Source organism: Sphingomonas sp. (assembly GCF_042096255.1).
Classification (GTDB): domain Bacteria; phylum Pseudomonadota; class Alphaproteobacteria; order Sphingomonadales; family Sphingomonadaceae; genus Sphingomonas.
Genome location: NZ_JBELLZ010000035.1, coordinates 1 through 24,327, shown reverse-complemented (window position 1 = coordinate 24,327; position 24,327 = coordinate 1). Strand labels below are relative to the sequence as shown.

21 protein-coding genes and 1 tRNA gene are annotated in these 24,327 nt (G+C 65.0%); 8 read left to right on the top strand and 14 right to left on the bottom strand.

Going from position 1 to position 24,327, the window contains the following annotated elements:
• Positions 1 to 62 precede the first annotated feature (62 nt).
• Both ACFDTH_RS08625 and ACFDTH_RS08620 read right to left on the bottom strand, forming a co-directional pair.
• Positions 63 to 1,259: an exo-beta-N-acetylmuramidase NamZ domain-containing protein gene (locus ACFDTH_RS08625; protein WP_375287123.1), complete on the bottom strand. Its 1,197-nt coding sequence runs from the start codon at positions 1,257 to 1,259 to the stop codon at positions 63 to 65.
• Positions 1,256 to 1,780 (bottom strand): DOMON-like domain-containing protein, encoded by a 525-nt coding sequence (locus tag ACFDTH_RS08620; protein WP_375287122.1) that lies wholly within the window; start codon positions 1,778 to 1,780, stop codon positions 1,256 to 1,258. Before ACFDTH_RS08620 ends, ACFDTH_RS08625 begins: the two co-directional genes overlap by 4 nt.
• A 115-nt stretch (positions 1,781 to 1,895) precedes the next feature.
• On the opposite strand from ACFDTH_RS08620, the gene rimO reads away from it, so the two are divergent.
• On the top strand, positions 1,896 to 3,221 hold the full coding sequence (gene rimO / locus ACFDTH_RS08615) for a 30S ribosomal protein S12 methylthiotransferase RimO (protein WP_375287121.1): 1,326 nt from the start codon (positions 1,896 to 1,898) through the stop codon (positions 3,219 to 3,221).
• Between the two features lie 70 nt (positions 3,222 to 3,291).
• Positions 3,292 to 3,368: transfer RNA gene (locus ACFDTH_RS08610), tRNA-Met, on the top strand.
• Positions 3,369 to 3,396: 28 nt separating this feature from the next.
• Here the strand turns inward: ACFDTH_RS08610 and ACFDTH_RS08605 are convergent.
• The 4 genes from ACFDTH_RS08605 to ACFDTH_RS08590 form a co-directional block, all read right to left on the bottom strand.
• Entirely contained in the window at positions 3,397 to 4,317 is a 921-nt protein-coding gene (locus tag ACFDTH_RS08605; RefSeq protein WP_375287134.1) for a sulfotransferase, read from the bottom strand.
• Positions 4,318 to 4,442: 125 nt separating this feature from the next.
• Positions 4,443 to 4,949, bottom strand: coding sequence for a 2'-5' RNA ligase family protein (locus ACFDTH_RS08600; protein ID WP_375287120.1), 507 nt, complete (start codon positions 4,947 to 4,949; stop codon positions 4,443 to 4,445).
• A 104-nt stretch (positions 4,950 to 5,053) separates the two neighbouring features.
• The gene (locus ACFDTH_RS08595; RefSeq protein ID WP_375287133.1) at positions 5,054 to 6,943 is read right to left on the bottom strand and encodes a potassium transporter Kup; all 1,890 of its coding nucleotides are present in this window, start codon (positions 6,941 to 6,943) and stop codon (positions 5,054 to 5,056) included.
• 144 nt (positions 6,944 to 7,087) lie between these two features.
• Complete coding sequence (locus tag ACFDTH_RS08590; RefSeq protein ID WP_375287119.1) at positions 7,088 to 7,564, bottom strand: Lrp/AsnC family transcriptional regulator; 477 nt, start codon at positions 7,562 to 7,564, stop codon at positions 7,088 to 7,090.
• Between the two features lie 125 nt (positions 7,565 to 7,689).
• On the opposite strand from ACFDTH_RS08590, the gene ald reads away from it, so the two are divergent.
• On the top strand, positions 7,690 to 8,796 hold the full coding sequence (gene ald / locus ACFDTH_RS08585; protein ID WP_375287118.1) for an alanine dehydrogenase: 1,107 nt from the start codon (positions 7,690 to 7,692) through the stop codon (positions 8,794 to 8,796).
• Between the two features lie 35 nt (positions 8,797 to 8,831).
• The gene (locus tag ACFDTH_RS08580; RefSeq protein WP_375287117.1) at positions 8,832 to 9,047 is read left to right on the top strand and encodes a DUF3072 domain-containing protein; all 216 of its coding nucleotides are present in this window, start codon (positions 8,832 to 8,834) and stop codon (positions 9,045 to 9,047) included.
• A 113-nt stretch (positions 9,048 to 9,160) separates the two neighbouring features.
• On the opposite strand, the gene ACFDTH_RS08575 is transcribed toward ACFDTH_RS08580, so the two are convergent.
• The 4 genes from ACFDTH_RS08575 to ACFDTH_RS08560 all read right to left on the bottom strand — a co-directional run bounded on the left by ACFDTH_RS08575 (position 9,161) and on the right by ACFDTH_RS08560 (position 13,445).
• Entirely contained in the window at positions 9,161 to 9,451 is a 291-nt protein-coding gene (locus tag ACFDTH_RS08575) for a hypothetical protein (RefSeq protein ID WP_375287116.1), read from the bottom strand.
• A 187-nt stretch (positions 9,452 to 9,638) separates the two neighbouring features.
• Complete coding sequence (locus ACFDTH_RS08570; RefSeq protein WP_375287115.1) at positions 9,639 to 10,982, bottom strand: porin; 1,344 nt, start codon at positions 10,980 to 10,982, stop codon at positions 9,639 to 9,641.
• A gap of 113 nt (positions 10,983 to 11,095) precedes the next feature.
• Positions 11,096 to 12,400, bottom strand: a complete 1,305-nt coding sequence (locus tag ACFDTH_RS08565) for an MFS transporter (protein ID WP_375287114.1) — start codon at positions 12,398 to 12,400, stop codon at positions 11,096 to 11,098.
• A 61-nt stretch (positions 12,401 to 12,461) separates the two neighbouring features.
• On the bottom strand, positions 12,462 to 13,445 hold the full coding sequence (locus tag ACFDTH_RS08560; RefSeq protein ID WP_375287113.1) for a hydroxyacid dehydrogenase: 984 nt from the start codon (positions 13,443 to 13,445) through the stop codon (positions 12,462 to 12,464).
• A 167-nt stretch (positions 13,446 to 13,612) separates the two neighbouring features.
• Here ACFDTH_RS08560 and ACFDTH_RS08555 point away from each other — a divergent pair, with 167 nt between their 5' ends.
• The 4 genes from ACFDTH_RS08555 to ACFDTH_RS08540 all read left to right on the top strand — a co-directional run bounded on the left by ACFDTH_RS08555 (position 13,613) and on the right by ACFDTH_RS08540 (position 19,177).
• Positions 13,613 to 16,513, top strand: coding sequence for a TonB-dependent receptor plug domain-containing protein (locus tag ACFDTH_RS08555; protein WP_375287112.1), 2,901 nt, complete (start codon positions 13,613 to 13,615; stop codon positions 16,511 to 16,513).
• 19 nt (positions 16,514 to 16,532) lie between these two features.
• Positions 16,533 to 17,207, top strand: coding sequence for an RraA family protein (locus ACFDTH_RS08550; RefSeq protein WP_375287111.1), 675 nt, complete (start codon positions 16,533 to 16,535; stop codon positions 17,205 to 17,207).
• 59 nt (positions 17,208 to 17,266) lie between these two features.
• The gene (locus tag ACFDTH_RS08545; protein WP_375287132.1) at positions 17,267 to 18,001 is read left to right on the top strand and encodes an IclR family transcriptional regulator; all 735 of its coding nucleotides are present in this window, start codon (positions 17,267 to 17,269) and stop codon (positions 17,999 to 18,001) included.
• 222 nt (positions 18,002 to 18,223) lie between these two features.
• Positions 18,224 to 19,177 (top strand): formylglycine-generating enzyme family protein, encoded by a 954-nt coding sequence (locus ACFDTH_RS08540; RefSeq protein WP_375287131.1) that lies wholly within the window; start codon positions 18,224 to 18,226, stop codon positions 19,175 to 19,177.
• Between the two features lie 84 nt (positions 19,178 to 19,261).
• Here the strand turns inward: ACFDTH_RS08540 and ACFDTH_RS08535 are convergent, their stop codons facing one another.
• The 4 genes from ACFDTH_RS08535 to ACFDTH_RS08520 form a co-directional block, all read right to left on the bottom strand.
• Positions 19,262 to 19,903, bottom strand: a complete 642-nt coding sequence (locus tag ACFDTH_RS08535) for a TetR/AcrR family transcriptional regulator (RefSeq protein ID WP_375287110.1) — start codon at positions 19,901 to 19,903, stop codon at positions 19,262 to 19,264.
• 137 nt (positions 19,904 to 20,040) lie between these two features.
• Positions 20,041 to 22,548, bottom strand: coding sequence for a TonB-dependent receptor (locus ACFDTH_RS08530; RefSeq protein ID WP_375287109.1), 2,508 nt, complete (start codon positions 22,546 to 22,548; stop codon positions 20,041 to 20,043).
• A gap of 167 nt (positions 22,549 to 22,715) precedes the next feature.
• On the bottom strand, positions 22,716 to 23,306 hold the full coding sequence (locus ACFDTH_RS08525) for a TetR/AcrR family transcriptional regulator (RefSeq protein ID WP_375287108.1): 591 nt from the start codon (positions 23,304 to 23,306) through the stop codon (positions 22,716 to 22,718).
• An 89-nt stretch (positions 23,307 to 23,395) separates the two neighbouring features.
• The coding region (locus ACFDTH_RS08520; RefSeq protein ID WP_375287107.1) for a glycoside hydrolase family 3 C-terminal domain-containing protein at positions 23,396 to 24,327 on the bottom strand (932 nt) is incomplete at its 5' end.

Below are 24,327 nucleotides of genomic sequence, written 5' to 3'. Positions count from 1 at the left end.
TCGAGTCGGTCGCGCCGCGGTTTGCGCGCGGCGGGATGAAGCTCCTGATATCTGCGGTGAAATCAGTACAGAAGATGCGCCGCGCGCGCCGCGCGCCATGCCGCTTCGTCCGACTCGGCCTGCGCGTCGAGGTCGGCAGGCACCGCAGCGGGATCATCGACCCATTCCCGCAGGGCCGGGCCGCCGTTGATCACGTCGATCGGCAGCTTCCCGAAGGCATATTCGTAGGGGAAGTCGCGCCACAGATCGTAGCCGGGGTGGAGCGCGCGGATCGCCTTGAACCCGGCCGCCTGCACCCGCCACGGGCGGAACGCTTTATGGTCGTACGCCGGCCCCTCGGCATGGAGGAACACGCCCGCGCAAAGCTGCCCGACATGCTTGTGGAAGGTCGGCTGGAACCAGAAGTCGCGCAGCGTGACGCCGGCGAGCCAGCCGGGCGCGATCCGCCGCATCTCCGCGATCAGCGAGCGCGCATCGAGGTCGGGCGCGCCGAACAGTTCGAGCGGGCGGGTGGTGCCGCGGCCTTCGGACAGCGTCGTCCCTTCCAGCATCACCGTGCCGGCATAGGCGCGCGCCATGTTGACGTTCGCGGCATTGGGGCTGGGGTTGATCCAGACGCGGCTCTCGGGCCAGCCGAAGCCCGGCGCTTCGTCGGGCCGCCATCCCTCCATCGCGATCACGCGATAGTCGACGTCCAGCCCGAAGTGCGCGACGAACCAGTGGCCCATCTCGCCCAGCGTCATGCCATGCCGCATCGGTATCGGCGCCGCCCCAACGAAGCTCTCCCAGCCGGGCTGGAGCAGCGTCCCCTCCACCGGGCGACCGGCGGGATTGGGCCGATCGAGCACCCACACTGCCTTGCCGTGGCGGGCGGCCGCTTCCAGCAGGTAGAGCAGGGTCGTGAGGAAGGTATAGATGCGGCAGCCGACATCCTGAAGATCGACCAACAGCACGTCGAACGTGTCCATCGACGCATCGGTGGGCCGCCGCACCTCGCCATAGAGGCTGAACACCGGCATGCCGTAGACCGGATCGGTATCGTCCGGCGTCTCCATCATATTGTCCTGGAGATCACCGCGCACGCCGTGCTGCGGGCCAAACACCGCGGTGATGTTCACCCCGGCGGCGATCAGCGCGTCGAGGCTGTGGGTCAGGTCCGCGGTGACCGAGGCGGGATGGGCGAGCAGCGCCACGCGCTTGCCCTCCAGCGGGCGGCGGAGGCTGGCGTCGGCGAGGAGGCGGTCGATCCCGAACTTCATGGCGCCGCTGGTGACGGCAGCGTCGCGGCGAAGCAAGCAGGATGGTGGAAGTCCGGCGGGCCCGGCGGATGCGCGAGCGCCCAATAGGATTTGGTGCCGTCGGCTTCCTCGATCACGGCGGAGAGGGCGAGGTGCAGCGCTCCACCTGGCAGCCCGCCAAGATGGCAATCAACCTCCACGCCGTCCGCCAATCGCTCGATATGTGGAGCCACATCCCGGCCAAGGGAACACATGCCGTCGCGGTAACCGGTGAATGCATAAGCGGCCCACTCGCACGACGGCGAGAAATTGAATTCGACATAGCCGTCTTCGCCTGCCGGCATTAGGAACATCTCGAAGCAGGTTGTCCGCCACAGTCCGTTCACCCGAGCCGGGGATTGCCACGGCGGGACTGTCACCTTGCCATAGTCATGCACGCAATAGGTCAGAAGCACGTCATCCTGGCCCACAAGCACTTCTACGGTGACCCCCGTCACCTCGCTGGCGGGCGTTTCCGGATGGCAGAGAAGATCAAAACGCACGGCCCCTTTGTACCCCCGCGAAGGCGGGGGTCCAGTCTGGGCTCCCGCCTTCGCGGGAGCACATCTGCGGCGCTATAGAAAATTCCCCCGTCCCGCACTATGTGCGCGCGCTCCCATGGCCACCGTTCTCCCCTCCCCGCCGCGTGTCGGCATGGTTTCGCTCGGCTGTCCGAAGAATCTAGTCGACTCCGAGCGCATCCTCACCCAGCTGCGCGCCGACGGTTATGCCATGTCCCCCGATTATGCGGGCGCGGACGTGGTGCTGGTCAACACCTGCGGCTTCCTCGACTCGGCCAAGGAGGAAAGCCTCGAAGCGATCGGCGAGGCGATCGCGGAGAACGGCCGCGTCATCGTCACCGGCTGCATGGGCAAGGAAGCCGACGTCATCCGCGCCCGTTTCCCCAACGTGCTCGCGATCACCGGCGCGCATGAATATGAGCAGGTGGTCGAGGCGGTGCACGAGGCCGCGCCAGCCGCGATCAGCCCCTATGTCGACCTGATCCCGGACGCGGGCCTGAAGCTCACGCCACGCCACTACAGCTATCTGAAGATCTCCGAGGGCTGCAATCACCGCTGTGCCTTCTGCATCATCCCGCAGCTGCGCGGCGACCTGGTCAGCCGCCGGCCCGACGCGATCCTGCGCGAGGCGGAGAAGCTGGTCGCGGCCGGCACCCAGGAGCTGCTGGTGATCAGCCAGGACACCAGCGCCTATGGCATCGACATCCGCCGCGAGCCGCGCGTCTGGAAGGGCCGCGAGGTCGTGCCGCACATGACGGACCTAGCGCGAGAGCTCGGCCGGATCGCTCCCTGGGTGCGTCTCCACTACGTCTACCCCTATCCCCATGTCGATCAGGTCATTCCGCTGATGGCCGAGGGGCTGGTGCTGCCCTATCTCGACATCCCCTTCCAGCATGCCTCACCGTCGGTGCTGCGCGCGATGAAGCGCCCCGCCAACGACGCCAAGGTGCTCGACCGCATCCGTTCGTGGCGCCAGGCCTGCCCCGATCTCGCGATCCGCTCCACCTTCGTGGTCGGCTTTCCAGGCGAGACCGAGGCGGATTTCGAATACCTCCTCCAGTGGCTCGACGAGGCGCAGCTCGACCGGGTCGGCGCGTTCCGGTTCGAGCCGGTCGCCGGCGCCCCCGCCAATGACCTGCCCAACCCGGTGCCCGAAGAGGTCAAGGAGGAGCGCTACGCCCGTCTTATGGAGCGCACCGCCGCCATCTCCACCGCCCGCCTGCAAGCCAAGATCGGCCGCACCCTCGACGTGATCATCGATGCGGTCGGCGAGGAGGGCGCGACGGGGCGCTCCTATGCCGACGCGCCCGAGATCGACGGCGAGGTCCAGCTCCGCGACGCCGCCCACCTGCGCGAAGGCGACATCGTCCCCGTGCTGATCGAGGAGGCCGACGAGCACGACCTGTACGGCGTTCCCGCCTAACCCTGTTCCCGCTTGACCGGGCCGGGCGCGCCGCTATAGCGCGCGTCTCGCTTCGGCGAAGGCCTCTTGGGGCGGAGTAGCTCAGCTGGTTAGAGCAGCGGAATCATAATCCGCGTGTCGGGGGTTCAAGTCCCTCCTCCGCTACCAACAGCGCGAGAGCGCGGAGCACCGCCGATCAGCGAAGTCGGTGCCAAGCCGTCGGTAGGCGACCGAATCTCTCCGCGACAAACTCATATTGCGGGCGCAGTGCGTCGACCAGCAAAGCGCTGCTTTCTTCGGTCATCACCGCCTTGGGGGCGACATTCGCTGGCTGGTTCACAAGCTCCTGGATGGCCTCCTCCCCGAGATGCGAAAGGCCCAGAAAGTCTTCGATGCGGCTTACCTCGCGCACAGCGGTATCCGGCGACACCATTTCCTCGAAGAAGACATAGTGGATGCGGTCCTGCGGGACGAGCGCGTCCATTTCCCGCACCGTACGCGCATAATCACTGCGCACAGTGTAAGAGTCCTGCTGCAAGGACGCCGCCACTCTTTCGTTGAGGTCACCCATGCCACTCTGGTTCTTGTTGGCAAAGCGCAAGTGTGACCACATCCGCGAGACCGGATCACGCATGATGAAGATGTAGCGGGCATCCTGATAAAGGGAGGTTAGCTCTGCAAAACCTTGAGAGGGAAGAGTTGAGTAGGCGGGCGTGATCTCTCCGATGACCTTGTCGGGCCAGCGAGCACGCCAGTCCTCGATGTACCGAACATAGGAGTCGGTATCGATCACCGACAAGCGCTCGGCGAGTCGCACGATCTGCTCGACGTTCATTCCAATCCGCTGCTTGGCAAGAAAGCCGTCATGGTACATCTGCGTTTTGGTAGTAGACAGTCCCTTGTCGAAGCGGTCGGCGAGCTTCGCCGTCGACTCTACGAGGCGCCGTACATCCCTCAGAATTTGTTCGTTGCTCGGCGGCGTCGCGGCATATTTCCGATCGAAAAAGTGCATCTCCTTGACCGGCAGGGGCTTGCACCCAGGGTTCAGCGAGAGAAGCTGATACAGCCAGCTCGTACCCGCCTTTTGCGCACCGATCCCGAAAAAGGTCCCCGCCATCACTGTACACTCCCCCGCCATCGGGAAGCTAATCGGCTAATCAGCGCGCTGTAAAGTTCCGGGGCGCCGTTGGTTCTTGACTGAGGTTCGACATCACCGGAACCTGCTCCATCGGGTACTGGCAGTCACCCGAACATATGCCGCGACAGCGGCTCCCAAGGCCCGCCGCGATACCACCAGCTGGCGAGCCCCGCGATGCGCAGCGAACGCGGTGCATAGTCGCGCGACAGTTCCGCCAGCAGCGCCTTTGCCACCCGCGGCTCCGCCTTGTTCTGCACGGTGACATGCGCGCGCCAGCCGGCTTGGTCCTGCGGGGTGAGCAACCCGGCGAACGCCTCCGCCAGCCGCGCGCGGATCGCGGCGAGTTCTGCCGAGTCGATCCCATACGCCACGCCACGGCCAAGCGAGAACGGCGGCGCCAGCCGCGCCTCGGGTGCGCGCACACCGCGGGTCTCCTCGGCCAGCCGCCGCTTCAGCTCGTCCGCAATCGAAGGCGGCAGGTGGTGGAACATGGTGAGATGCGCGGCGAGATGGTTGCGCTCGGGCGGGAAATGCGCGCGGCGCAGCGCGTCGAACCACGTCTGGTCCTCGGGCCCGAGCAAGGCCGTGACGATGATGGGAGCGGGCTCCAACTCTCAACCTCCGTTCGTGCTGAGCGAAATCGAAGCACATGGGGCCGATTTGCCCGTACCCTTCGACTTCGCTCAGGGCGAACGGAGGTGGATGAAGGTTCCTTTCAAATCTCGATCTGGCTGCCCAGCTCCACCACGCGGTTGGTCGGCAGGCGGAAGAATTCCATCGCGCTCTCGGCGTTGCGCAGCATCCAGGCGAACAGTTTCTCGCGCCACAGCGCCATGCCCGGCCGTTCGGAGGCGAGCAAAGTCTGGCGCGACAGGAAGAAGCTGGTGTCCATCATCTTGAACTCCTCGCCGCAGCTGTGCAGCAGCTTCAGGCACGCCGGCACGTCCGGGTCCTCCATGAAGCCGTAGCGCAGGATCACGCGGTAGAAGCCCTGACCCAGATCCTCCTGGAGGAAGCGGTCCTCCGACGGAAAGTACGGATATTCCATCACCCGCACGGTCAGCAGGATCACCCGGTCGTGCAGCACCTTGTTGTGCTTCAGGTTATGGAGCAGCGCGGGCGGCACCCCCTCGGGCGTCGAGGTCATGAACACGGCGGTGCCGGGCACGCGCGTCGCCGAGCCGACCGCGGACTGGACGAACACCTTGATCGGCATCGCCGCCTCGCGCATCCGCGCCATCATCAGCTGCCGCCCCTTCGACCAGGTGGTCAGCAGGGTGAAGATGACGAAGCCGACCAGCAGGGGGAACCAGCCGCCATCGGGCACCTTGGTGAGATTCGCGGCGAGATACGCCCCGTCCACCAGGAAGAACAAGGCCAGCAGCGGCAGCGCGGCATAGCGCGGCCAATTCCACAGCCGCAGCAGCAGCACGGTGAGCAGGCAGGTGTCGATCGTCATCGCCCCCGTCACCGCGATGCCATAGGCGCTGGCGATGTTGGACGAGGACTGGAAGAACAGCACCAGCAGGATCACCATGATCATCAGCGCCCAGTTGACGATCGGGATGTAGATCTGGCCGACGGTGGCGGCGCTGGTATGCTCGATCTTGAGGCGCGGCACGAAGCCGAGCTGGATCGCCTGGTGCGTCACGGAGAAGGCGCCGGAGATCACCGCCTGGCTGGCGATCACCGCCGCCATCGTCGCCAGCACCACCAAAGGCAGCTGGAGCGCATCGGGCGCGAGCATGTAGAACGGGCTTTCCAGCGCGGCGCGCCCCTCGCGGAACAGCAGCGCCCCCTGCCCCATATAGTTGGCCATCAGCGCGGGCAGCACGAACCATAGCCACGAGGCGCGGATCGGGCGGCGGCCGAAATGCCCCATGTCGGCATAGAGCGCCTCCGCGCCGGTGACGGCCAGCACCACCGATCCCAGCGCCAGAAAGGCGGCGAGCGGATCAATCATGAAGAAGTTCACCGCATAATGTGGCGAGAAGGCCCAGAGCACCCCCGGAGTCGCGGCGACGCTGATCAGCCCAAGCACCGCGATGGTCGCGAAATAGAGCAGCATGATCGGGCCGAAGAAGGCTCCCACCCGCGCGGTGCCGCTCCGCTGAATCCAGAACAGGCCGATCAGGATCATCACCGCCAGCGGCACCACCACGCCCTTGAACGAGGGCGCGGCAATCGCGACGCCCTCCACCGCGGACAGCACCGACATCGCCGGGGTGATCATGCTGTCGCCGTAGAAGAGCGCGGTGGCGAACACGCCCAGCACGATGATCGACTTGGACCAGTAGCGCGTCCGCGTCTTGCCCGAGAGCAGGGCGAGCAGTGCCAGGCTGCCGCCCTCCCCCTTGTTGTCCGCGCGCATGATGATGGTGACGTATTTCAGCGTCACCACGATCATCATCGACCAGAACATTAGGCTGATCACGCCCATGATGTGCATCGCGTCGACCGCGAGCGGATGATGGCCGGCGAAGGTCTCGCGGAAGGCGTAGAGCGGGCTGGTGCCGATGTCGCCGAAGACGATGCCGATCGCGGCGACCGCCAACTTGAGCATGCCGTCATGCTGATGGCCGTGCGCCTCGGTGGCGAGCGGAATCGCGCCGGCAGGCGCGGCGTCGCTGCTGCTGCCCGGATCGGGAATGCCGGTGCTCACCGGAAAGCGCCTTCCCCAGCGCGCACCATGGCCCTGTTCATTCGCGGCGCCCTATCACCAGCCTGTGCCCCCCGCAACGAACGCCGATCAACCCGGTGCCGCGAACAATGCATCCGCTTCGGTCCTTGTCGGGATGCGACGGAGCACGAAGCTGGAGTTGATCGTCACCACGCCGGGGAGCCTGCCCAGCGCCTCACGGTGGAGCCGCTCGTAGTCGTCGAGGTCGCGGCAGACGAGCTTCAATCGATAGTCCTGCCCGCCCGAGACGAGCGCGCATTCGACGATGCCGTCCACCTCCGCTACCGCCGCTTCGAAGGCGGCAAGGTCCTCCTCCACCTGCGTGCCGAGGCGGATATCGACCAGGGCGGTGACCATGAACCCTAACCGGCGATGATCCAGCCGCGCGCCATAGCCGCCGATCAGCCCCATCGTCTCCAGCGCCTGGATACGCCGGGTGCAGGCGGAGGGGGAAACGCCGGCAACGTCGGCTACTGCGCCGACAGTGGCGCGACCGTCTTCGGCGAGCCGCTTCAGGATTCTTCGGTCTATCGCATCCAACTGCACGGTTTCTCCGCTTCTTCAACTCACAGCCCGGATCATCTGCAATTGCCGATCATCGCGCAACGCTCTTCGCACGGACTCGTTGGCGCCAGATCGCCTAGGATCGATCCATAATCAGGAGACGGATCATGCGTGTCGGCGTGCCCAAGGAAATCAAGAACCACGAATATCGCGTCGGCCTCACCCCGCCGTCGGTGGCCGAGTTGGTCGCCGCAGGCCATGAGGTGGTGGTCGAAACCAATGCCGGCGCGGGGATCGACTTTGAGGATGCGGACTATGTCGCCGCCGGCGCGTCGATCCTGCCCGACCCCGCCAGCGTGTTCGCCGGCGCGGACATGATCGTGAAGGTGAAGGAGCCGCAGCCCAGCGAGATCGCGCTGCTTGAATCGCGCCACCTGCTCTTCACCTACCTCCACCTCGCCGCGGACAAGCCGCAGGCGGAGGGGCTGATGAAGTCCGGCGCGACCTGCATCGCCTATGAAACGGTGACCGATCGCGGCGGCGGCTTGCCTTTGCTCAAGCCGATGAGCGAGGTCGCGGGGCGCATGTCGGTCCAGGTCGGCGCACATTATCTGGAGAAGGAACAGGGCGGGCGCGGCGTGCTGCTGGGCGGCGTGCCGGGCGTGGCGCCCGCCAAGGTGGCGATTCTGGGCGGCGGCATCTCGGGCATCAACGCCGCGCAGATGGCGGTGGGCATGCGCGCCGACGTGACCATCTACGACATCAACATGAGCCGCCTCGCCGAGCTCGACATGTTCTTTTCCTCGCAGATCAAGACGGCCTACGCCTCAAAGGCCGCGATCGCGGCGGCGGTGGAGAAGGCGCATCTGGTGATCGGTGCGGTGCTGGTGCCCGGCGCCGCCGCGCCCAAGCTGGTCACGCGCGACATGCTCAAGACGATGAAGCGCGGTAGCGTGCTGGTCGACATCGCCATCGATCAGGGCGGCTGCTTCGAAACATCGCATCCCACCACCCACGAGGACCCTGTGTTCGAGGTCGACGGCGTGATCCATTACTGCGTCGCCAACATGCCCGGTGCAGTGGCGCGCACCTCGGCCTTCGCGCTCAACAACGCGACGCTGCCGTTCGCGCTCAAGCTGGCCAACCTGGGCGCAGAGGGCGCGATGAAGGCGGACCCGCACCTCGCCAATGGCCTCAACGTCTACGGAGGCAAGATCGCCTTCAAGGCGGTCGCGGACGACCTCGACCTCCCCTATCAGGAATGGAACGGATAAGGAACATAAGGGTTGGTGCCGCGAAAGGATTTCCGATGAGCGACACCAACCCGAAGGACCATCCCACCGGCAATGCCGAGAAGGACCCCGACGACTGGACCACCGGCGACGAGCCGATGACCGGCGCGCAGACGAGCTATCTGAAGACGCTGTCGGAAGAGGCGGGCGAAGAGTTCGACGACGGCCTCACCAAGGCCGATGCGTCGAAGAAGATCGACGCGCTCCAGGAGAAGACCGGCCGCGGGCAATAGCCAAGATAACCCGTTCGTGCTGAGCGAAGTCGAAGCACATGCTGGAGCGGATCGCTTGCCCTTCGACTTCGCTCAGGGTGAACGGAGGTGGCTTCGGGAGGTGAAAAGCGGGTCTACGGCCGCCCCTGCCCCGCCGCGACCTGCATCTCCACCACCGCCAGCAGCCGCGCAATATCCCGCCGGTAGCTCGCCCCCTCCGGCGACAGTCCCACCGCCCGCCGCCACAACACGCGGGTCCGCGCCAGCTCGCCGCTGCGCGCATAGGCAAGGCCGGCATCCCGTCGGCGCTCGCCTGGGCCGAAGCAATGGATCGGCGACCGGAGTTGGTACGCCTGCCGGTCGATTGCGCCAGCTTTCTCTTCGACCCACTTTGATGCGTGGCGGCCGAGCGCGAGCAGCGGCAACGCGAACGAAGGTTGCCGAATTGCGTGAATGCGGCGGTGAGAGGGATGATGAGTCTCTCCAGATCATCGGAAATCCGCCAGTCCGATAATATATGTTATACCGAAACGAAGGCGCTGAATGGTCGATCCGGCGGTCCATCCGTTTGATCAACGGGCAGCTATCACCGCCGGGATCAGGTTCTGCAGCCTAGAAGACAAGCTGCAGCCGCGTCGTCACCGCACTGCCTTGATCGTCGCTTGCCCGTCCGTCGAGCCGCCATAGCGACCCATTGATCATCAGCCTTAGCAGCGGCACCGGATACCAGTTCAAGCCCAAGGTCGCTTCGTCGCCCCGAGTTCCAAGAGGAGCCTGGCTGTTATCCAGTTCCTGATACCGGGCGACGAGTTCGAACGCGCCGCTGCCACCGTCCACTAGGCTTCGACGGATATCGACGGGCCGGAAATTCCCTTGCGTCGCTGAGTAAGGTGCCCGCTCGCCGGTGATCACCCATCCTCCAGCGACCGACCAGGCGTTCACCGAGAAGCCCGTCTGCGTGCCCGGCAGAAACCGCAGATCGCGGCGGCCATATTCCGACCAGGCGTAGAAGTTGCGGTGAGCCACCGCGAACTCGGCGCCATAGCCGCTGGTCTGGTCACCGCCGGTCAGCGTTCCCGTGGTGACGCGCAGCGCCGAATTGAACCGAGCGCCGATGATCGTGGCGCGCGTCAGTGTGCGTCCCGTACCAGCGAGCCACTCGTGAAACCCCCACGCTCCGATGTGGACGGCGCCTTCGTCGGTCCTCACCGGATTCCAATGCGCCCGGCTCATGACGCTGAGCGTGTCGCTCCGCTCCGTCATGCCGTCCAGCGGGTCACCGGCGATCGCCAGGGAGGCGTGCCAGCCCGGGCCGAACAGACGCGCGGTTGCGCCGACGCCGTAGAAGGAGCGCCTCGGCGCGATCGCATTGGCCACGAAGCTGCGCTCGAGCAGCGGCGTGCTCTGCGAACCCGTCTGCCCCTCGAGCGAGCGGTCGTTGAACATGTTGCCCAGGCGAACGTCATAGTTGAGCGTGCCGAGCTTGTCGCGGAAGCCGACAAAGGCGCTCAGGATCTCGGTCGCGCCCGGGTCGGTGAACTCGACGTCGAACGCGTAGAAACCCTTCTCGTACAGCGTGCCCTCGACCCCGAGCCTTGCGGCACGCGCGCCCGTGGTGACGATGTTGCGCCCCGGGACGTCCGATCCGCCCGTCGCGTCGAGATCGAGCAGGATTCGACCGCGCGGCTTGAAGCTGAAGCGGCGATCGGCCGAGCGCAGGAGCGGCGCGCCGCCGCTCCAGTCCGCCTGTGGATCGGGTGCGGCGGGGCGCGCCGGCGTGTCGCGCGATGGCGGCACGGTGCCGGCCTGGGCCAGCGCAACGGCCGGCGCTGGCGCCGAAGAGGATTGCGGCGGAGTGACCGCTGCCTTCGTTGCGGCGCCCGCACGGTCCATTCGATCGAGGCGCTCTTCCAGAGTGCGGATCCGCTCGGCCTGGGACCGGATCAGCGCCATCATCTCGGCGCGGTCATCTGCCCCCGTCGACACCTGAGCTCTCACCGGACCGACCGCAAGCAACGCCACAAGGGCGACACTGCCGGCCAGCCTAACGCACGCAATCGAACAACGCATCAGGCGCGAACAGCCTTCACCTTCGGATCCGCACTGGCCGCCCGCCCGACGATCACCACCGCGGTCGCGCTGGCGAGCGTGAGAGCGGCGAGCGGAAGGATGGCCAGCTCGTAACTGCCGGTCGCCTCATGGATGAAGCCGTACACGTTCACCATCAGCCCGCCGCCAATGAGATTCGACGTGGCGTTGATCGCGGCGATGCCGGCTGCCGCGGTGCTGGCGGAGAGCCAGCTGGACGCCATGCTCCAGAACGGTCCCTTGAAGCAGTAGGCGCCGACGAGCACCAGGGTGAGGAACAGCACGGTCGGCGCAAGCCCGCCGGCGAAGAACGTGCCCATCACACCGGCGGCGATCAGCAGGAGCGGTATCGCGGTGTGCCAGCGCCGCTCGTTCGTCCGATCGGAGTGACGGCCCCAGAAGACCATCGCAACCGCCGCGACGCCATAAGGCACCGAGTTGACCAGTCCGGTCTGCAGATCGCTGAGCCCGAAGGATTTGAGCAGCTGCGGCTGCCAGACGCTGAGCACGCTGCCCGCCGCCGAGGCGCCGCAACAGGCGATGACCATGGCCCAAAAGGCCGGCGTGACGACCAGCCGCCAGGCAGAGCCGTTGACCAGCGGCTTTCCGTCGGACCGGATGACGAGCGCGGACTCCAGCCACTCGCGCTCTTCGGGCTCCAGCCAGCTCGCCTGAGCCGGACGGTCGGTCAGCACGCGCAGGCACGCGATGCCGAGCAACACCGTCGGAATACCTTCAAGGATGAACAGCCACTGCCAACCTTGCAAGCCGCCTGCGCCGTCCAACGCCAGCAGCAGCCCGGAAAGCGGCGACCCCACGAAGCTCGAGACCGGAATCGCAATGGCGAATAGTGCGAGCGTGCGCCCGCGGTAGCTCGGCGGCATCCAATAGGTCAGATACAGAATGATGCCGGGAAAGAAGCCTGCCTCCGCCGCGCCGAGCAGGAAGCGCATCACGTAGAACGACGGCGCATCCCACACGAACGCCATGCATGCCGAGACAAGCCCCCAGCTGATCATGATGCGCGCGATCCAGTAGCGCGCACCGACCCGCTGGAGCATGAGGTTACTCGGCACTTCCATCAGAAAGTAGGCGACGAAGAACAGGCTCGCCCCGAACCCGAACACGCGGCTGCTGAGACCGAGGTCCTCGTTCATCTGCAGCGACGCCATGCCGACATTGGTGCGGTCGATGAACGCCATGAGGTAGCAGAGCATCAGGAACGGCAGCAGCCGCCAAGTGACCTTGCGCATGGTGCGCGCTTCGAGCGATACCTCGGTGTTCATCGTCCCTCCTGTCTTTGCCCGGACGCTTGCCGCGCCTCTTCGCGTGCGATTGCTTGTTCGTTCAGGCCGCCAGCCGCGCTGCCGCGTTGACATGGTTGCGTGCGTCCAGGGCACCGCGGTCGAGGTAATCCGCCACCTGTTCGACGCAGCTGATCCCCACCCGCGCGCGCGCCTCGACGGTGTTGGCGCCGACATGCGGACTCGCGACGAGGTTCGGCAGCGTCCAGAGCGGATTGTCGCGGCCGGGCGGCTCCTGCGCGAAGGTGTCGAGACCCGCCCCCCGGATGGTGCCATTGCGCAGCGCCGCGACCAGCGCCGCCTCGTCCACCAGCCCACCACGGGCCGTGTTGATGAGGATGGCATCCGGCTTCATCGTACCGAGCGCCTCGGCGCCGATCAGTCCACGGTTCTCCTCCGTGAGCGGACAGTGCAAGCTGACCACGTCACTTTGCGCCAACAGAGCCTGAAGATTGTCGACCAGTTCGACGCCGGCAGGCACTTGATCCGGCTGAAGATAGGGGTCGAACACCCGGGCAATCACATCGAACGGCGTGAGCAGATGCAGGAAAGCACGCCCGATCGCGCCCAACCCCACCAGCCCGACCGAACGGCCGGTGATCTCGATGCCGGCGTAGCTCGACTTGTCCCACTCGCCGTCGCGCAATCTCCGGTCGAGCCAGGGCGTGGATCGAGCGACGCTCATCAGCAGCGCCAGCGCTTGTTCGGCCACCGATTGCGCGTTGGCGCCACCTGCGACCAGCACGGGAATGTCGAGCGCCGCCGCGCCCCGCACGTCGATGGTGTCGAAGCCGACTCCGTGCTTCACCACCACCTTCATCGTCGGGATTCGGGCGAGCGCGTCGCGGCTGACCCGCCCCATGCGCACGATCAGCGCCTGCGCGCCGATGTCGTTCGCCGCGGCGACCAGCTCGTCATCGGACGGATAGGCCTTGCTGGACACCAGCGCGACGCCCCTTCGTTCGGCCGCCTGCACGGCCGCGGGAGCCAGCTCTCCGCCGACGGTGATCGCACAGTGATTGCCCATTCGTGATCCTCAAATCCTGATCGCGGCGCTGCTCGCGTCTCTTGGTCGAAGCATACCTGACCCTCAACAAACTGCAACGTCCTTTTAAAACGGTGTTGCGAATCACTAAGTCCGCGGTATGCAGGGGTTAGATCCAAATACGGACACCGTTTCTCGGAGGGGATAAAATGCAGTTCGAAACGTGCCTGCTGTCGCGCCGGGTCGCGCTTCTCGCTACCAGTGCGCTTGTCGCCTTTGCGGCCGCCCCGGCCCTCGCGCAGACGGTGCCGCCCGTCGACCGAGCCGCCGCCGCCCAGCCGGAGGAGACGCAGACTGATCCGCAGACCGCACCCGAGGCGGTGCAGACCCAGGAAGGCCAGACCGCCGAGCCCGCGCCCGACACGACGGCAGAGCCGCAGGCGGCGGGCGACATCGTGGTGACAGGGTCGCGCATCGGTCGCAGCGGCTTCACCACGCCGACGCCGGTGACGGTGTTGAACGCCGACCAGCTCGCCAAGGCCGCCCCCTCGACCATCGCCGACTCGCTGCGCACCCTGCCCGCGCTCACCGCGACCAGCGGACCGCAGCGCGCCAGCGGCACACAGGGCGGCGGCCAGGCCTTCCTGAACCTGCGCAACCTGGGTGCGGTGCGCACGCTGACGCTGCTCGACGGGCGCCGCTTCGTCGCCGCCAGCCAGTTCGGCACGGTGGACGTCAACCTGCTGCCCGCGGGACTGATCCAGCGCGTCGATGTGGTGACCGGCGGTGCGTCGGCGGCCTATGGCTCCGACGCAGTCGCAGGCGTGGTCAATTTCGTGCTCGACACGAAGTTCGAGGGCATCAAGGGTGAAGTCTCTTCGGGCATCTCGACCTATGGCGACAATGCCGAGAAGCGCGCGGTCCTGACGGGTGGCATTTCGCTCGCCGGCGATCGCCTGCACCTCGTCGGCAGCGCCGAATATTACAAGAACGACGGCATCCTCGAGGGGGCGCGTGACTGGGCCAGCCGCGGGTCTAACCTGATCAACGGCCCGGCCGGCGGCCCGGCGGTGATCTCGGCGCAGGACGTGCGCGTGATCGGCACCTATGGTGGCCTTATCACCACCGGCAACGGCGGTACGGCCGCGCAGAACGCGCTGTTCCGGGGGCTTCAGTTCGGGCCGGGCGGCACGGTTCTGCCGTACAGCTTCGGCTCCTACCTGACGGCCACGCAGCAGATCGGCGGCGATGGCGTCGATTCCGAACTGTTCCAGGAGATCAATCGCCCGCTCGAGCGCGCCGCCTTCTTCGGCCGCGCCGAATACGACCTGACCGACACCTTCTCGATATTCGGCGAGGTCTCCTACGGTACGACGAACACACGCTACTCCACTTCGGTCAACCGGCACCAGATCACCAACCCGATCACCATCCAGCGTGACAACGCCTTTCTCCCCGCACAGGTACAGGCGCTGCTCGCCGCTAATCCTGAGGTGACGACGCTGACCATGCTGCGCTACTCGGTCGAGGGCGGGCTGACCGACGTCGCGATCGACACCGACACCGATCGCTACGTCGGAGGGTTCAAGGGCGAGCTGGGTGGCCTCAAGATCAACGGCTACTACCAGCACGGCCGCACCAAACAGCGGACGGACGTGCTCAACAACGAGATCACGGCCAACTTCACCCGCGCCGCCGACGCCGTGGTGGACCCGGCGACGGGGCAGATCGTGTGCCGTTCGACACTGACCAACCCGGCCGACGGTTGCGCGCCGTTCAACGTGTTCGGTCAGGGCTCGCCTTCGGCCGCCGCGCTCGCCTACACTCGCGGCACCAGCCGCACCAACTCGACCTTCACCGAGGACGTCGCGGCGCTCAACCTGTCGGGCACGCTGTTCGAGGGCTGGGCCGGGCCGATCTCCTTCGCCACCGGCGGCGAGTACCGCAAGGAGACGGCGGAGCTGACCGTCGACACCCTGTCGCGCGCAGGCGCCTTTCTGTTCGCCAACCCGCAGCCCTGGTCGGGCAAGTATGACGTCAAGGAAGGTTATGTGGAGACGGTGATCCCGCTGCTGCGCGATCTGCCGTTCGCGAAGGAAATCGAGTTCAACGGCGCGGTCCGCTACACCGATTATTCCACCAGCGGCGGCGTGACGACGTGGAAGGCGGGGCTGAGCTGGCGCCCGCTCGACTCGCTCCGGCTGCGCGGCACCCGGTCGCGCGACATCCGCGCGCCCAATCTCAGCGAGCTGTTTACCAGCGGCCGCACCAACACGGTGACCGTGGTGGATCCGTTCAACGACAACGTGCGCATCTCCGGCATCTTCGTCACCAACAGCGGCAACGCCGATCTCCAGCCGGAGAAGGCGGACACGCTGACGCTGGGCGCGGTACTGACGCCGTCGTTCGTGCCCGGGCTGAGCCTGTCGGCCGATTATTACGACATCAAGATCAACGATGCGATCGGTACGCTGACCGGCCAGCAGACGGTGGACCAGTGCTTTGCCGGCAACCAACTCGCCTGCTCGTTGGTGCAACGCGACAGCACGGGCGCCCTTACCGGGCTGCTCGCGTTCCCCATCAACCTGTCGACGCTGGAAACGAACGGGGTCGACATCGAGGCGAGCTATCGCGTGCCGCTCGCGCAGATGATGGACACCGACGCGACGCTGTCTCTGCGCACAGTCGTTTCCTATGTCGGCAAGCTCGCCACCACCACGCCCGGCTCCCCCTCGATCGACCGCGCGGGCGAGGTCGGGATCAGCGCCAACCCGCACTGGCGCTTCAACGCGCAGGCGGACTTCTACAAGGGCGATTTCAACTTCTTCAATCAGGTGCGCTTCATCGGCAGCGGCCGTTACGACAACACGCGCGGCCCGACAGCGGTCGACCTGCAGACCATCAAGGCGCAAGCCTATTGGGACATGCAGCTCGGCTACAAGTTCACCGGCGTTGGCAAGGGCGCGGAACTCTACCTCAACGTCCAGAACGTCCTGAACCAGGACCCCCCGTTCGCCCCGGGTGACGGCTCGATCCCCGTCGCGACCAACACAGCGCTTTACGACACTTTCGGGCGGCTGTTCCGCGTGGGCTTCCGCTTCGACTTCTGATCAACAACGGAGTGACATCATGAGCATCGGCTTCCGCATCCTTCCCCTCGACCGCCGCGTGGCGCCGGAACTCGTGAAGAAGTACGCTTCCCTCCCCGTCGCCAACGTCAGCGACGCGATGAACCGGATGTTCGCGGGGGGCGCGGCACTTCGGCCGATGCATGGCGGCGGCGTGCTCGCTGGGCCGGCGGTGACGGTAAAGGCGCGGCCGGGCGACAACCTTATGCTCCACGCCGCACTCGACCGTGCCGAGCCCGGCGACGTGGTGGTGGTGGATGGCTCCGGTCACCTCACCAACGCCCTGATCGGCGAGTTGATGGTCGGCCATGCGGAAAGCCGCGGCTTGGCTGGCATCGTGATCTTCGGCGCGATCCGAGATGCGGCGGCAATCAGGGCGGGGAGCTTCCCGGTGTTCGCCTGCGGCATCAGCCATCGGGGTCCCTATAAGGACGGCCCTGGCGAGGTGAACGTGCCGGTTGCGATCGAAGGCATGGTCATCAACCCCGGCGACCTCGTGCTCGGCGACGACGACGGGCTGGTTTGCGTCAGCATCGATCAGGCGGAGGAGGTGTATGCCAAGGCGAGCGCCAAGCATGCCGCGGAGACGGCACAGATGGAGAAGATCCGGCGCGGCGAAAATCCCCGCGGCTGGGTCAACGAAACGCTTACGCATCTCGGCTGCGAAGGTGTGTGATGGCAACACCGTCGTTGCCGGGCTACACCTCATCGACAATGGTGGCGGGTGGCAGGGCAATGGCGGTGAAAGAAAGACCTGCGCTGGAAGGCGTGGCGGCCGTGGAACGGGGACTGGTGCTGCTCACCAGCTTCCGCCACGGCGACGGAGCGCTCGGGCTGGCGGAGCTCGCCGAGCGCACCGGGCTGGTGAAAAGCACGATCATGCGTCTGGCGGTGTCGCTGGAGCGCTTCAATTTGCTCGTCCGCATGCCGGACGGTCGTTACCAGCTCGGGAGCGAGGTGGTCCGGCTGAACGCGATCTACGAGGACAGCAACGATCTGGAGCGCCACATCCAGCCGGTGCTCGCCAAGCTGGTCGTCCAGACCAAGGAGACGGCGACCTTTTATGTCCGCCAGGGCGATGCGCGCCTGTGCCTCTTTCGTGTTAACTCGCCAAGCACGCTGCGCCTCGACGTCCATCCCGGCATGCAGCGGCCGATGGACGGTGCCGCCACCGCACAGGCGCTGCGTGTCTTCGAGCATTGGCCCGACGAGCAGCCGCAGGTTCATAACCTCCCCTTCTATACTGCCGGTGCCACCACGGCCCATGTCGCGTCGATGTCGGTGCCGATCATCGGCCATGGCGACCGGCTGGTCGGCGCGCTTAGCCTTGCCGGCCCGGCGGCGAGGTTGACGGAGGAGCGCGCGCGCCAGCTCAATGCCTTGTTGCTAGACGCAGGAGCGACGCTGTCGCGCTCCCTCGGCGGCGATGCCGATCCGATCTATCGCGTGCCGATCGCCCTAGCCGGTTGAGGACACGGGGAGCCCATGTCAGTCTCCGCTTCAGCTGTGACAAAGCGTGAAAGTCGCCACCGGTTGTGCATGGTCGGTGATATGGTGCTGGGAAGAGGCAATCTGCGCCGCTGCCTTCCGAGCTCGTAGAAGACAGTTGCCTGCCGTGATAGGCGCGCACGCATGAGCAGGATGAAGGTTAAGGGCAAAGTCCCGCCGTCCAGAAGGCCGGACGTCGAAGGAATGGTGCTTCTGCCCGGCAGCACGTTCACGATGGGATCGGAGCGTTTCTATGATGAGGAGCGACCGTGCCGCCGTGTCAGGGTCGATCCCTTCTGGATCGACGTACATCCAGTCACAAATCGGGATTTTGCACGATTTGTGGCGGCCACCGGCTATCGTACGGTCGCCGAGTTCGCGCCCGATCCGCGAGATTATCCCGGGCTTGCGATCGAAGACGCAGTGGCAGGCTCGCTGGTGTTCCATCCAACGGATGCGGCGGTACTGCTGTTTGACCACGCGCAATGGTGGTCGTTTGTTCGCGGCGCCGAGTGGCGCCACCCATTGGGTCCCGACAGCGACATCCACGATAAGCTCGACCATCCGGTCGTTCATATCGCTTATGCCGATGCCGACGCGTATGCGCGTTGGGCGGGCAAGTCCTTGCCGACCGAGGCGGAGTGGGAATATGCAGCACGGGGCGGGCTGGAGAACGCAGACTACGCATGGGGTGACGAGTTGGAGCCCGGCGGCGAGGTGCTCGCGAACTATTGGCGCGGCACATTCCCGTTCGCATCCTTGAAAGACGGCGACATACGAACAACGCCCGTTGGGAACTTCGCTGCAAACGGCTATGGCCTATTCGACATGATCGGAAACACATGGGAGTGGACACGTGACTGGTATGCAAGTCCGTCGCTGAACCGTGCTCAACAGCGAATAGAGAACGATTGCTGCGCCCGCACCATCGCGAATCCGCGCGGCGGTACGATCGGCGACAGCTATGAACCCGGTGCCCCACGCATCGGACGCAAGGTGCTGAAGGGTGGGTCACATTTGTGCGCCGCTAACTATTGTCGGCGGTATCGCCCTGCCGCGCGCCATCCACAGCCGATCGAGAGTTCGACAAGTCATATCGGCTTCCGCTGCGTTTCGCGGACGGGGACTGGCTCGGCAACCGCACCGAAAGCGCTCTAACCGCCACAGCATACCATATTTGAAGGTGCACATGTCCAGCGTGCGGACTGTCGCATGGGCGACCGTCTCAGGCGGGCCAGAACGTCACTGCCACTCCGGCCTGCCGTGCACGATCGCATCCACCATACGATCGGTGAACTGGAGGAGGGCACGGGTGGTCATCGGCGTGGCGATGCTGTTCTGCATGTGCCAGCCGACGATCGCACCGATGACCAGTTCGGCAAGGTCTTGGAGGGCTGTTGGTTCCCGCCCATGTGCTCGCTCGTTCTGTTCCAAGTCCCGAGCGAGCAAGTCGATCATCGCTAAGTGGTTCCGCTGAACCTCCCTTGCGATCTTGGGAAAGCGGTTCGCGATACTCATCGTAAGCTTTTGATACTTTTGTACGTCGGGACGCATCAGACCGAGCGCAGTTTCACGAACATGCGCACGCAGACGAGCCACAGGTTCGGTCGGTAAGCCGGACTGATGTGCCGGACCGGCGATGACCCAATCTCGCATGCAGAACGCGCTTACCGCGACGAACAGATCCTCCTTGGATGCGTATCGGGCGTAAAGCGTTCCCTTGGAGACGCCGCCTACCGAGGCCACAGCTTCCATGCTGACCGCGTCATAGCCTTCCTCGAAAAACAGCGTGCGCGCGGTTGTGAGGATCGCATGGTCAATCGACTTGCGTCGCGCCTGGCTAGGACGTCCGCGACGCGGGGGAAGCGAGATACCGATTGCCACGCCGTACCCCCCCCCCCCCACGCTCTTTGAAACTCATCGGCTCACGACCATTGGCGACCATAGCGCCACATCAAGCGCAAGCTGGTGCATCAAGCATGCACCGCGACGGGCGCGCCCGTCGCGGACCGTGGATCTCCTCAACGTGAACCGAAGGCAAACCTTACAGTGACGCCGATCTCACGAGGAAGAGTGTAACTTGTCTGATAGTAGCCAGGGTTTCCCAGAATCGCCAGTGATCCACCCAGCGGTTCCGCCGGAGCGAAGTTACGGGTGAGCTTGCGCCCGGTATCAGTCAGATTCTTCGCAAAGAGCCCGACATCCCAGCGATTGTCGGGGCTGCGGAGGCCGGCATAGAGGTTTAGCAAGGCATACGCACCTACCGTGAAGTTCAGATCCTGGTTCGGATTGCGCGGCTTGTAGCTAAGCAATCCCCGCAGGTATGCCTCACTACCGCCACCGGTCGTGATGAAATATTCAGTTTGGCCCGTCGCGGACCACTTGGCGTCTCGCGAAGTAGGAAGGCTCGAATTACAGAGTGCCACCGGCGTTCCCGCGGCCACGAAGTCCGCCACGGTCGGCGTTCCGGCATCCGGCACGCCATCAAAATTGGCGTCACGACAAGGGATCGGCGCGTCCTTTAGTTTGCCATCGGCGTAGCTCACCGTCACGCCGATGTTCCAGTTCTGAGTTGGGCGGAAGGATGTATCAAGATCAAACCCGGTAACACGCGCATCGGCATTGGAGGTGAAGGCGGTGGTCTGCACCTGCTGGAGAGCACCGTTGTTGCCAAGATACGGTGTCTCGCGGCCACGATAGATAAAGCCGTCAAAGTCCTGGCGAAACACAGCGATATTTACGCGCGCCCTCCCTCCAAATAGTGACGTTTTGGCACCTGCCTCGTAGGACGTGGACCGTTCCGGGTTCAGGAACTGCAGCGCGGTCAACACTGGATCGTTGGTAGCATTGGCGATGCCGCCAACGGCAGGCCCCTGACGCCATGAGCTTCCGACCGTCGCATACAGAGTGAGGTTTGCATTGGGACGGTACGAAAGCGAGGCATTGTAGACTGCTGGCGTATTGCGCTGCTTGTTGCGCTGTACGGATGTCGGGGTCGGGCGTGCAGCGATATTGATGTCGCAATATCCGGGGTAGGTGCTGCCAAATCCGGCCAGCGCGCAAGGGACCGGCAGCGCCACCGCCGTGGTACCCGAACCGAGAAACACGGAAAGAACATTGTCGGTCTTGTTGCGGATCAAACGCCCCCCGACACTCAGCTCTATCTTCTCGCCGATATGCCCGGTGAGTGTTCCGAAGATCGAGAACTCCGATCCCTTGTTATCGCCGTCGACAAGGACGGGAAGCTGATAACGGGGATTGAAATTGCCTGGGATCACCGGCGAGATCGCCGGATTGCCGAACGCGCCGGGCAGGAACGAAGCGACCTGCTGCACGTCCGATGTCCCGGACGAGCTGGCAGCGTAGAACCCTACCACATAGTCGATGTACGGGTTCCATTGGTCAGACGCGAGCCGGACCTCGTGTGTTTCCTGCTTGCTTGTGCCCTTCAGAAACTGGAACGAATCGCCATCCACTATCAGGTTGCCGATGTCGAGGTTCTGCTGGCTGTCGGTCGACGTTTCCTGATAGCCGCCGACATAGGTCAGCGTATGCAGCGGCAGTCTGACCGTCGCGGTACCGGTGAGCAGATCTGCATTGCGCGTCAGGACCGATGGCGCTCCCTGCAGCGACCGTCGATCGCTGGCATCGACCACTGGGCCATTGTACCCGGCGGGCGGCAAACCCGGACCGCCGAGCGCCCCGGTGCCTTCCACAGAAATGTAGCTGGTGCGATCCTCGTGATTGCGCTGATACGCTACGTTGAGCGAGACTGCGTCGACCGGTTCGAAAGCCAGAGAGACACGTCCGCTCGTCGTGAGGCGATCTGAGTTGGGAGCACGAAAGACGCTTCGCACCTGGTTGCCGCGGTCCCGATCGACGATCCCTGCGATACGCAGTGCGAGACGATCCGTGATGAGTGGAATGTTGATCGCGCCCTGACCGTTGATGCCGCCGCGGCTGCTTCCCAATGCGCTGACATAACCGCCCACACTGTCGAGATCGGCTCGCCGCGTGGAAACGGTGATCGCGCCCGACGGTGCGGTGCGCCCCCGGTTGGTGCCCTGTGGTCCGCGCAACACCTCGATCTGGCCAAGGTCGTACAGCACGGAAAACAAGGTGTCGGCGTTGATCGGCGTTTCGTTGAGGTAGAAATCGAGGGTCGGCGACGCTCCCGAAAACGCGTCCACGCTCACACCGCGGATCGATGCGCTGGTCTGCGTACCTTCCGAGCCGCCGCTGAGAGAGAGGCCGGGAACGACCGCCGTTATCTCATCGCCGCGCCGAATATTATACTCCTGCACTGCGGCTGACGTGATCGCAGTCACTGTTTGCGGTACGTTCTGCAGAGTCTCGTTCTTGCGTCGGGCGGTAACGACGATGTCGCCGCTGGTAATGACGTCGTCGGACGCTTCCGCCGGATCAACCTGCACCGCGGCCTGGTCTTGACCTTCGGTCTGCGCATGCGCCGGAACGGCGCCGATCAACACGCTCGCGGATGCGAGCAGTTCGAGAACCACCTTACGCATTATCCTCCCCTTATGATCCGGCGCTACTTCGCGTCTTATTGGACGACAACGTATATATTAGGCTCGGATAACGCGTCAACGGCCTTGTGAAGTCACCAGCACCCCGAAAGAAGCCACCGATCGTGTAGCATTCTATGCTGATTGGCTCGATCGCAGCCGCGGTGTGCCTACCACGTCCCAATGCCCCCCAACGTGACATCGAGCACACGGTCAGCGAATCCGATGAGCGCACGCGTCGTCACTTCACCGGACATCCCCATGGTGTCGTGCCATCCGGCGAGCGCACAGACGAGCAACGCGGCGACCGATGGCGCGTCACGGACCTCCATCCCCCGCTCCTGCGCCGTCGCCTCGATCAGCGCGGCCAAGGCTTCGTTCCCAGGAACGAAACCAACCTCGTACATGGCTCGGCTGAGCTCCGGAAAGCGATCGCGTGTGCTGTCTAGCAGGCGCTTGAAGGCAACCACCTCCGGGTTTGCGATGGACAAGGCGACATGGCGCACGCGCGCCCGGAGCTTGACGAACGCCGGACCACCTATGTCATCGACCTCGTTCGCCTCGGACGACCAGCGCGCGATGGTTACTTCGACAAGATGCCGAAAGAGCTGCTCCTTCGATCCATGACGCGCGTAGAGTGTAACTTTCGAAACTCCCGCAACGCTGGCGACACCATCCATCGTCACGTCGGCGTACCCTTCCTCCATGAACAGTCGCTGCGCCGTTTCCAGGATTACGCGATCGATCGCCTCCGCCTGCACCTTGCTCGGCCGACCACGCTTCGCGCGAAATGTCGTGGATACGCTTGGCAGAACTCATCTCCTTCGTGGATCGAGGTGGCGTCGCGGCGTCAGGGACGCAAACGCTGCTCTGAAAGCCGCGTCGCTCCAGTGAGCACCGGTTCAATGGCAGACTTCGCCACCTCGATCCGGTAGTTACCGGGCGACACATGCCAGCCGGAGTCCTTCTCGTCGAAGCGCGACAGCAGCCTCAGGTCGGCGGTAACCGACACCTGCCGCGTCTCGCCGGGCTCTAGCGCCACCCGCTGCCACCCGATCAAACGCTTGGCGCCCGCCGCGCTGGCATAAACTTGTGCCACATCAACGCCTGCGCGCGGTCCCGTATTGGTAATGTCGAATGTCGCGCGAAGCTGTCGGCCGCCGGACAGCTTTAGATTGCTATACGCAAAGCGCGTGTAGCTCAGCCCGTGACCAAACGCAAAAAGCGGCACGGCCTTCGTTCGGTCGAACCAGCGATAGCCGACATCGGAGCCCTCGGGGTAATGGGCTTCGAATGGCTTGACGGTGGACATCAGGCCGTAGGTCACCCGATCCGCTGCGGTCGCCGGCGCGGCATCGGAACCGGGAAGTTGCGGATTGGGGGTTTGGGCCAGGCTTGCGGGGAAAGTAAGCGGAAGCCTTCCCGACGGGTTCACCGCGCCTGTGAGGACCCGGGCAATAGCGTTGCCGCCCCGCTGACCTGGATACCACGCCTCCACGACCGCGCCGACCTTGTCGAGCCAGGGCATGGTGACGGCGTTGCCCGTTTCGAGCACGACGATCGTACGTGGGTTCGCCTGGGCCACCGCCGCGATCACCGCATCCTGCCCGTCGCCTAGGGTCATGTCCTCGGCGTCGACGGCTTCCACCGCCCATTTCTCGCCGAATGCGATCACAAGGTCCGCGGAACGTGCGAGTTCGACGGCGCGGACTTGGTCCTTGCCGTCCGCATAGTCGATCGTCGCGTGCGGAAGCGCCTCGCGCAAGGCGACCAAGGGCGAAG